Source organism: Moorena sp. SIO4G3 (genome assembly GCF_010692305.1).
Taxonomy (GTDB): domain Bacteria; phylum Cyanobacteriota; class Cyanobacteriia; order Cyanobacteriales; family Coleofasciculaceae; genus Moorena; species Moorena producens_A.
In genome coordinates this window covers 1-8,551 of the sequence record NZ_JAAHIG010000364.1, presented here as the reverse complement: position 1 = coordinate 8,551, position 8,551 = coordinate 1, and the positions used below count along the sequence as shown (strand labels likewise).

General features: G+C 43.2%; 7 protein-coding genes. 1 reads left to right on the top strand and 6 read right to left on the bottom strand.

Annotation, left to right across the window (positions count from 1 at the left end; all coding sequences use genetic code 11):
- Positions 1-106: 106 nt before the first annotated feature.
- Positions 107-970 (bottom strand): hypothetical protein, encoded by an 864-nt coding sequence (locus F6J99_RS36605; RefSeq protein ID WP_293120597.1) that lies wholly within the window; start codon positions 968-970, stop codon positions 107-109.
- 106 nt (positions 971-1,076) lie between these two features.
- Between F6J99_RS36605 and F6J99_RS36600 the strand changes: the two genes are divergently transcribed.
- On the top strand, positions 1,077-1,226 hold the full coding sequence (locus tag F6J99_RS36600; RefSeq protein ID WP_293120595.1) for a hypothetical protein: 150 nt from the start codon (positions 1,077-1,079) through the stop codon (positions 1,224-1,226).
- Positions 1,227-1,459: 233 nt separating this feature from the next.
- On the opposite strand, the gene F6J99_RS36595 is transcribed toward F6J99_RS36600, so the two are convergent.
- The 5 genes from F6J99_RS36595 to F6J99_RS36575 form a co-directional block, all read right to left on the bottom strand.
- Positions 1,460-1,714, bottom strand: a complete 255-nt coding sequence (locus tag F6J99_RS36595; RefSeq protein WP_293120593.1) for a Nif11-like leader peptide family natural product precursor — start codon at positions 1,712-1,714, stop codon at positions 1,460-1,462.
- 298 nt (positions 1,715-2,012) lie between these two features.
- Positions 2,013-2,975 carry a UPF0489 family protein gene (locus F6J99_RS36590; RefSeq protein WP_293120591.1) on the bottom strand — a complete coding sequence of 321 codons (963 nt, stop codon included), beginning with the start codon at positions 2,973-2,975 and terminating at the stop codon, positions 2,013-2,015.
- 82 nt (positions 2,976-3,057) lie between these two features.
- Positions 3,058-4,650 (bottom strand): UPF0489 family protein, encoded by a 1,593-nt coding sequence (locus tag F6J99_RS36585; RefSeq protein WP_293120589.1) that lies wholly within the window; start codon positions 4,648-4,650, stop codon positions 3,058-3,060.
- Between the two features lie 264 nt (positions 4,651-4,914).
- Positions 4,915-8,220, bottom strand: a complete 3,306-nt coding sequence (locus tag F6J99_RS36580) for a type 2 lanthipeptide synthetase LanM family protein (protein ID WP_293120587.1) — start codon at positions 8,218-8,220, stop codon at positions 4,915-4,917.
- Positions 8,221-8,365: 145 nt separating this feature from the next.
- Positions 8,366-8,551 (bottom strand): hypothetical protein (locus F6J99_RS36575; RefSeq protein WP_293120585.1); only part of this gene is annotated, 186 nt, incomplete at its 5' end.

The window sequence follows — 8,551 nt, the reverse complement described above, 5'->3', positions numbered from 1 at the left end:
TGCGTTCCCACTGGTCCGAGACGCAAAGCATAGCGGCGCGTCATGATAGCACGGCTCCTGATTGACTCAACTCTCTACATTTATCGATTCTAAACTAGATTGATTCCTATTTGATGACACGCCCTAGTAGTTGCTCGGTTTCAGTTTTAGTTCTGACATAACATTCCAGGCCGACTTTGGGTAATACTCTCTGGCATACATCCAAATCAATGACTAGGGAGGATGCCACATTAGCTAACTCACAAACCAAGGCTTCAAGTTCATCCGTATCACCTTGCCAACCGATTCGATTTAAATAGGGGATAATTTCGGCTGGCCCTAGACCCATACAAACTCGGACAACATCTGAATCCCTGGCCAGCATTGCACCAATGGTAAAGACGTCAGCTCCAGAAGGCAAACTCTCGAAGCAATTAAACAAACATTGCTCAACTTCTGGGGATAGTACTCTACCTAATAACAGTTTCAGAGCAGTTTGGCTTACCCATTGATACCCTCCCCCAGGTAAGATGCTGTACTCAAAGAAATCAAAGAAAACACTGGGTAATGGAATCGGTGCTGGTTCCGGATTGACGTCAAACTCTAGCCAAATGTGGTCAATTTTATCGAAAAGTGGTGAAGAGGGGTCTGCCCATTGGGTGCAGAAGTTACAAATCCGCTGCCATATGGGATGAACTTGGAAGGTTTCTGGCAGCAGGTTGATGTTGTTGTTCTCTGCTAAAATACCTCGCCCTTCCTCTCCAATGCACAACAAAATATCTGCTTGGGGGAGACTTGATTGTAAAGGGCACTCAAATCCAAAGCCTTTGGTAATAGTCAGTTGACTGGGCAGAGATTGGACAGTTTGGTAGATGTGGTTCCAATCAGAGGAACCAATTAAGGCCGAGGGAATATTTGGGGCAACAATCCTGCTGAGGGTATGGGATAGCAAGTAGTCATTGGTGGCTGGTGTAGTGCGATCGCAAACCATTGGCTAGTCAGTTTAAAAGCTTGAAATAAGTGTTTGGTTAACAGGTTTTGAAATTAGTTAAGGATTAATCCTTCAGTGACGTTGCTGAACGTTTAACGACTTGGTAATGATAGCTAAGGGCACCATAGGAATTTACCCTGCTGTAACCTTTGACTATGATTATGAAATCACCAACACCCTGCTAAAACATCGATTCATTGTCTTGATGCAGTCGCTCATGGGGGGAACCCCCAAGACCGCGCTGCATCGCTCATAGAAATTATATGAAAATTATGCTGAGCACCGTTGAGTATGTAGAAGCTATGGTTTTCTAAACTTAACTCTACTTCCGATGGGCATAAACTTAGCTTTTGCCTTAGCTGTTGAGCTAATCGCTGCATTTGCTACAGGGGCTGACTACTGATAGCTTAAAGCTTATTCCTAAAAGCATAAGATTAGGATTACAAAGCTTGAGGATTAGTTAATTTATCTTATATAATTACTAATTCCTCAGGTTGACCACCGCCAACATAGGCCCCCTGCAACTGCTTCCAATTCTGAATCAGATAACTCTTCTTCCTCGTCGCTAGTATTTTCTATATATTCTTTGAGTTCAGTAGCTGTGAAATCATACCCCTTCTCTTTAGCGATTTCGATAACTTTATCAATTGTTTCATCTATGCTACCTTGAAGCTGCAGTTGCTCTATCAGTGCTGGATCCTGTTGAACCTCTTCAACAAATTGCTCGATTTGCTCACTGGACATATAAAATGCTCTCCATGTCGAAGGTTAAGCAACACCATGGTATACAAAGAAACTCTTTGTGTAAACTTGATAAAAATATCTCCGATGAGTTAATAAGCAATAGGTAATTTTGATTACGCCAAGCCATTACCCATTAGCCATTACCTATGTGCAGGCTTCAAGGACTGAGTTTAAGTACCACTTGGTATAAAAAAAATGGCGGCTACCCAAAAATAGTCATTTTACTGATTAGCTTTGATCAAGGCTAAGCAGATTAATGATAGGATGTTTTTTGTAGCCCCTTGAAATCCCGGGTGTCTCAATCAGGAGATGAAATTAACGGTTGATTCAAGCTTTTATCTGCCAAAATTTCGTCGATAGACATTACATTAATATCGTAAACCTCACCAAGTTGCTCAAGCAGCAAATCCTCAATCAATTTCCACTGGTCATCCGGTGTATAGCCACTGATTCTAGAGCGACACAGACAAACCAGCTGTAGTTTAACGTTATTGTTTTCTAAAAAGCCAACTAACTCCTTGATACGCTTGACAATTTCAGATTCCGAAACCTTCTTCTGTCCTTGGGAAACATTACTGCTGTAGGGGTTATGCTTGAAAACAAGGTAGTATTTACCATCTTCAACTCGGCTTGAAACTCCACTTCCTAATAAAACTCGCAAGTAATGATACCGATCCTGAATAAAAGATTGATATTGTGCTTCGGTAATTTCTAAATTTCCTTGTAGAATTTTTAACTCTTTGTTGCAAGAAAAGTAATCAAAATCAATATCTAAAACTACAAATTGATTGTCTGGAAATTCATCATTTACCGTTAAATTCTGAATCTGAGCGAGTTGATAGTTAGGATCAATCAGCCACTTAAAATAAGTTTTAGCCTTGACTTCATCTTTCTGAAACGTTTTGGATATCAAACAGTTACCCTCTGAATCAGAACTATAAATGCAAATTGACTTAGGGGTTGTTGATAAATTTGGATAAGGGTGCTGTAGCCAATAAAATTGCTTAAATAGTCCTTGATAAATCGCTGGAATGATAAAGTTTTCAATATTCAGTTCATTGTAGGTAAAGTGATATAAATCTGTTAGGTTTGTTCTGTCAAGAGCATCAATGGACTTATTTAAGCGAGGGGATCTAAAGTCCGAATGTTCATCCACATGAAGTAGGATATTATTTGATGCTAGCATTAGCTTTTCCATGACAGCATAATGCCAGATCAAGAAAGCCTCATTGTGTTCCTCGACAATAAAAACTGGAATCATACTAACTATCTGCTCCACTAGGTTAGTAGTAGTAGGGTGCCTTAATAATAGACCCTACTAAGGGCGAGTTACTGGGGGCGAGTTACTGGGTAAGTCCTGACTCTGAAGAGTCCTCCGTAGGCGGCGGAAATTGATAAGCCACCGTTATGCGCAACTTATTACACAGACGGCTTGGCGGACATCCCCGATGGGGAATGGTTCCATCGAAAATCAGAACGCGACCTGGCTTTGGCAAACAGGCATAGATTAAGTCTGCTTTACTGGGATCGCGTTCAGAATAAAGCTTTGTCTCTCCATCCCAGTCAGCTCTCCACATCGGATTAATATAACAGATAGCTGTTTGACCAGGATTCTTTATGCTAGATGAATCCCGATGGATACCATCTCCGAGACCAAATAAATGACCATTCACAATGATGCGAGGGTCTTTAGCCTCGTAGGGAAGTTGCTGCCGGACAATTTCTCTAAGCTCATAGATGCTATCAGGAAAATCTTTTGGTACCCAAAAGGAGGTCAGTAGGTCATCCTCATCTCCACGATTCTGAAACTCCCATCTCAAACCATTCAAGTAGTAATTATAGATTTGCTTGAGCAGGTACCTAGGGACTAAATCTTCATAGACTGCAATTCTACCGACAGAGGTGTTGAGGCTGATTGTGGGAGTGATATGATTGTCTTTAATCGATTGATCTAATTGATCTAATTTAGTATGGGTTTCAGTTGCTTGTGTTTGGCTTACTACCAATGCCCTGGTGCTAAACATAACATCTGAGTTTAAGTCTTCTTCAAGCAAAACTTTATCGATCGAAGTGAGTTGGATATCGTAAACTTCACCAAGTTTTTTAAGCAGATAATCCTCAATCAACTCCCAGTTTTCATCTGCTGCAAATCCACTAATTCTGGAACGACGGAGACAGATAAGCTGTAGCTGAACCTGATAATTTTGCAAAAAGCCGATCAATTCCTCAATTCTCCTGATAATTTCGGAATCCGATAGATTACGCCTCTTGGTAAGTTCATCGTTTTTACTGGAATTAGTGAACACAATGTAGTATTTTTCATGCTCAAATTTAGTTTCAATTCCACTACCAAATTGACGCCTCAGGTAGTGATTATTATCTTGGTTCAAAGCTTGATATTGTTCTTCAGTAATTTCTAATTTTTCTTGAGGGGTGCTGCCTCCAGTATTTTCCAAAAAGTAATCCAAGACAACGTCTAAAACCACCGATTGATTTTCTAGAAAATCATCATTTACTGTTAAATACTGAATATCGGTCAGGTTATACTTAGGATTGAGCAGCCATTTAAACCGCGTCTGTGCTGTAACTTCATCCTTCTGAAACATCTTGTATATTAAACACTTATCACTTACCTCAGACGGATAAATACACAGAGACTGGGATTTTGTAGGTAACTTTAAATTAGGCTGATGTAACCAGTAAAATTGATTAAAAATTCCTTGATAAATCGCGGGAATAATAAAATTCGCAATCGTTACTTCCTTGGATGTGAATCGATAGAGCTGGGATAAGCTATTTTTGTCAAGGGAATCATCTGAATACTTATCCACATGGAGGAGACTATTATTTGATGCTGGTATTACCTTTTTATCAACTGCATAATGCCAGATTAAAGAAGCCTCGTTGTGATCCTCGAAGACAAAAACCGGAATCATGATTAGCCGCTTGTAGTATTATCTCGATCGGATTTTTTATTGGATTGTTAATTAACAACTAACAATTAACAATTTATTTTAATAATAAGTGATTAACCACAGGATATAGCATTTGTATTTGAGATGTAAACCTAGGAGGTCTTTTTTTATTGTCCAATAAAACTCGGGCTCTCTTTCCCCTCTTGCCTTTTGCCTCTTGCCTTTTGCCTTTTATGGCAAGAAGTGTGTTGACAATCTAGATACAAACGCGCTTATATCAATCCCCTATTGCCACAATAAAACTGAGGGCAGCTTACCAGAAGCTAAACGCAACAGCTCGTAACCAATCCCTGCTGTTCCCTGAAAGAAGCCAGGACTCCAGACAGAACTTGGCAAATTGTCAAACAGTTGATAACTTCCTGTTCGTCTTGCCCTCGCCACCACATTTGTTCCTCGTTGGAGGGCGAGTTGCCGTAAATCAGGACGGGAAAATCCTTGGGCTGCAATCAACAGAACCTCAATCCGTCCGAAATTCCCGCAGCACAAATGGTCAATGCCTTGTAAGCCAAATTGCTGGGTCTTTTGCAACCCGACCTCAATGTCCTTCTGAATATCTGCCGTATCCAGGATGGGCAATCCACCCAGTCGTCCTAGCGCAATCCCCGGTGCTCCATGACACCAACTCACCATAAAGCCCGGTTGCCCCTTGTCCTGCTGGAATTCCCGGAAGTCCGGCCAATTACCTGCCTGATCAGAAAAAACACTGTGTTCGTAGGCAATACCTTCTTCTGCTGCTTCACGGTAACGATGGTCTTGGGTCACAGCATACAGGCGCAGCAAAGCATAGGCAATTCCCGCCGCACCGTGGGAGAAGCCCGTGAGGGGCTGTTCCCTGAGAGTTTGCCATGCCTTGGGAGACCCCTTGACACTTACGCGCTGCTGTAATAAGTGCTTAGCACAAGCTTGAGCTTTCTCTAAAACGTCTGGATCCTGAGTAGCTTCGTACAAGGGTAACAGACCCAAGATTGCTCCGGCAGCTCCTCCCATCACATCCAGTTGTTGATCAGTCGCAATCAATTCAGCAGTAATACTCTTGACAAAAAGCTCAGCATCAGCAATTAATGCTGTATCCCCCAAGAATTGGCTGACTTTTGTGAAAGTATAGATGATAGAACTAACTCCGGTAGCTCCTCCAATTCCCAAATTTCTCGTGAGTCTCTGACGAGTATCAGCCAGCTGAGTTAGCTTTCGTAAAGGCTGTAAAGCTTGCAAAGCTAATTCACCAAATTCTTGACGACCCGTTACCCAATCCAATGCTGATAGAAACAGGGCAATTCCACATTTGCCATCGTAGAGGGAGTTGCCCAGCAGCTGTAGTTGAAACCGTTCAGCTTTTGAAACAAACCCCATGCCAATCCAGTTAACACAGCCCTTGGGATCTGGAATTGCTTTGGCCTGGATTTCCCTAGCGATCGCATCAGCCTCTTGAATCAACTGATCCGGTGTGAGCGGTGGTAGGGACTTTACTTCCCATGCCCCGGTTTCTCCAGTTGGTTTTCGTGCCACCGGTGCATAAAGAGCTTGCCGGATCAAACAGAGTTGTTGCCCTAGGTTTGTTTCACTGAACTGCTGTAGCTCAGTGATCACCTGCTCATAACTCGGTTGCTTAAAAGCCTGGGGAATGGTTTGTCCGGAAGGTAGGGGTAAAGCCTGACTAGCAGAGTTGCCCTGAAAGTATGGAATATCGAGTTGTGCCATTACCTGCAACTCAGCAGCTAAGATCGGCCAAGCTTTTGGTTTCTGCTGATCAACCAGGAACGCTCGACTGATGATGTCTAGCTCAAGACTGTAATCAACTCCATCTTGGCAGAATTCAGGGGTCAAGGTTTTCTGCAAAACTGTGCGATACACTTTGGTTGACCGAAAGATAAACCGGATCCGTTGGTATTGCAGGGCTGCTAGTGGTCCATCTACAGCAAGCATTGCCTCTCCCTGGGCGATCACGAAGCGATACACCTGCTCAAACCCCTCAACCAGCTCCTTCACATAGTCGTTAGGAGACAGGATATGCTCACCAAGGTAAGGCACATTTTTCGACCTGGGTAGGGTGATATTATCGTAGCCCAGATGCATCTCATCAGTGTTGATAGCCTTCCAGCAGCGAGTTTTATTAGCTTTATTAGAGCTAGGTTGGGACTCAATACTTCCCAAACCGCTAATGTCATAGGCAATGCTGCGATCGCTACTAAAATCCCATCGGGGCAACAACCCCGTCCGCAAGACAGAATCGTAAAATTGTTGCCCTGCAGTGGATTCCATCTCTTGGGCATCCAGGGAATTGTCTATGAGTTTGACTTCCGGGTCAAGGAGAGTTTCTAGATCCACCAACACCAAATGCTCACCACTGGCAATCAGGTTTTGATAGTGGCAGTCTATTCCCCGCAAAGCATAAAGCCAGCACAATAGCATCCCAGCTCGCTGATAAAACCGTTGCGCCGCTGCCTCATTTTCACAGGGCTGATGTTCCACATACTCAACCCAGCCATACCCACTTTGATTAAGAACTCGTAATACTTTGAATTTGAGCAGTTCTTCGTGTTGATTGCACCAAGCCAACAGGTTATTAAACGCTACTTCCAGCCCTAAATCCTTGGGTTTGTAGACTACCTTAAGTCCAGACTCAAAGATGAGTACAAACACTGAGCGTCCTCCATTGTGGGGGTCAGATAACCCTGTCTTAATATCAGTGACCTGACCAAGACCTTTCAATGGTGCTGTTGCTGGCTCCCTTTCAGAGGTTTGGGTTTCACCGAACATTTGCTCAATGGCTTCATAGTCCCAGCTCAAGCGTTGCAGTAACTCTACCGTTGCCTCTAGCCAAAGGTTGATACAGGTTGCAACCAATCGCCCCAGCACCGGATAGTTTTGGACAAGGGTAAGGTAACCTTCTCCCAAGTGTTGCTCGACAAAGGCATCATAGTAAGTCGTTTGACCATTGCCCTGGAGACCTGGTAGAAGTAAGTTGAGTAATCTATATCCACCTGGACGGGCTTTGGAGAACTCAGCATTCAGTGTCTTAACACAAAGCGTTGTTACTTGTTGCAGCAGAGTGCGCTCTAGACAACGGTAGGCTGTTTTAGATAACAGAGCATTGGCTTGACCTACCACTGGCAAGGCAAAATCCTTGAACCTTTCCTGTAGCTTTGCTCTAGCCACCACCACCACAGGTAGCAGTAAATCTTCAAAGGGAAGAGGATTGTCTAGATCAATTGGCAAGTCAGGATAATCCTGAGGCTGAAAGCCTTTAGCGGTTTCCATTACCTGTGCTAGGGTGTTTGCCCACTTGGGTAGTTGTTCAGCAACTAAACGCACAGTACCTAGGCATGGACGAACTTTGTCTATATCTAATCCATCCCACTGTAAGCGTCGCTGAAACTTGTCCCAGTTTCCCTGAGCTACCACATTGCACCAGCGCTCAAGTCTTTGTGATACTTGTGCTTCACTGTTGCTATTAAGCTCCGGTACAAATTGCTTGATATCAAGGCGTTCCCACCAGAAACTAGCTTTAGCAACTATTGATCTAGCTAACAATTATTATTTCTAATCCTGCCATTAGGCATAATAGTGTTACGGAAAATAGCATCCCAAACTGCATGTGTATCTGCTGCGCGCTGTGTCTGCTGCGCGCTGGCACGGCTTCCCTTATACACAGATAGACTGATAACCCAACGCTATCTTACCGGTCTATCTGTGTCGAAGGTTGAGAGTTGAGGTGTTGCTCAACTCTGTTAATGACCCCTAGTAGGAGAAATAAAGCAAATACTACAGCAACACCGATAGCAGTCCACTTGAAAAAAACTAACTTTGGCCGACCTTTAGCTGGATAACCACAACTGAGGCAAATTTCATCGTTGGTGCTGGA

Excerpts from the sequence above, each read along its gene's own strand:
- F6J99_RS36600 (WP_293120595.1), top strand. The coding sequence starts at position 1,077 with ATGATAGCTAAGGGCACCATAGGAATTTACCCTGCTGTAACCTTTGAC.
- F6J99_RS36595 (WP_293120593.1), bottom strand. The coding sequence starts at position 1,714 with ATGTCCAGTGAGCAAATCGAGCAATTTGTTGAAGAGGTTCAACAGGAT.
- F6J99_RS36585 (WP_293120589.1), bottom strand. The coding sequence starts at position 4,650 with ATGATTCCGGTTTTTGTCTTCGAGGATCACAACGAGGCTTCTTTAATC.
- F6J99_RS36605 (WP_293120597.1), bottom strand. The coding sequence starts at position 970 with ATGGTTTGCGATCGCACTACACCAGCCACCAATGACTACTTGCTATCC.
- F6J99_RS36590 (WP_293120591.1), bottom strand. The coding sequence starts at position 2,975 with ATGATTCCAGTTTTTATTGTCGAGGAACACAATGAGGCTTTCTTGATC.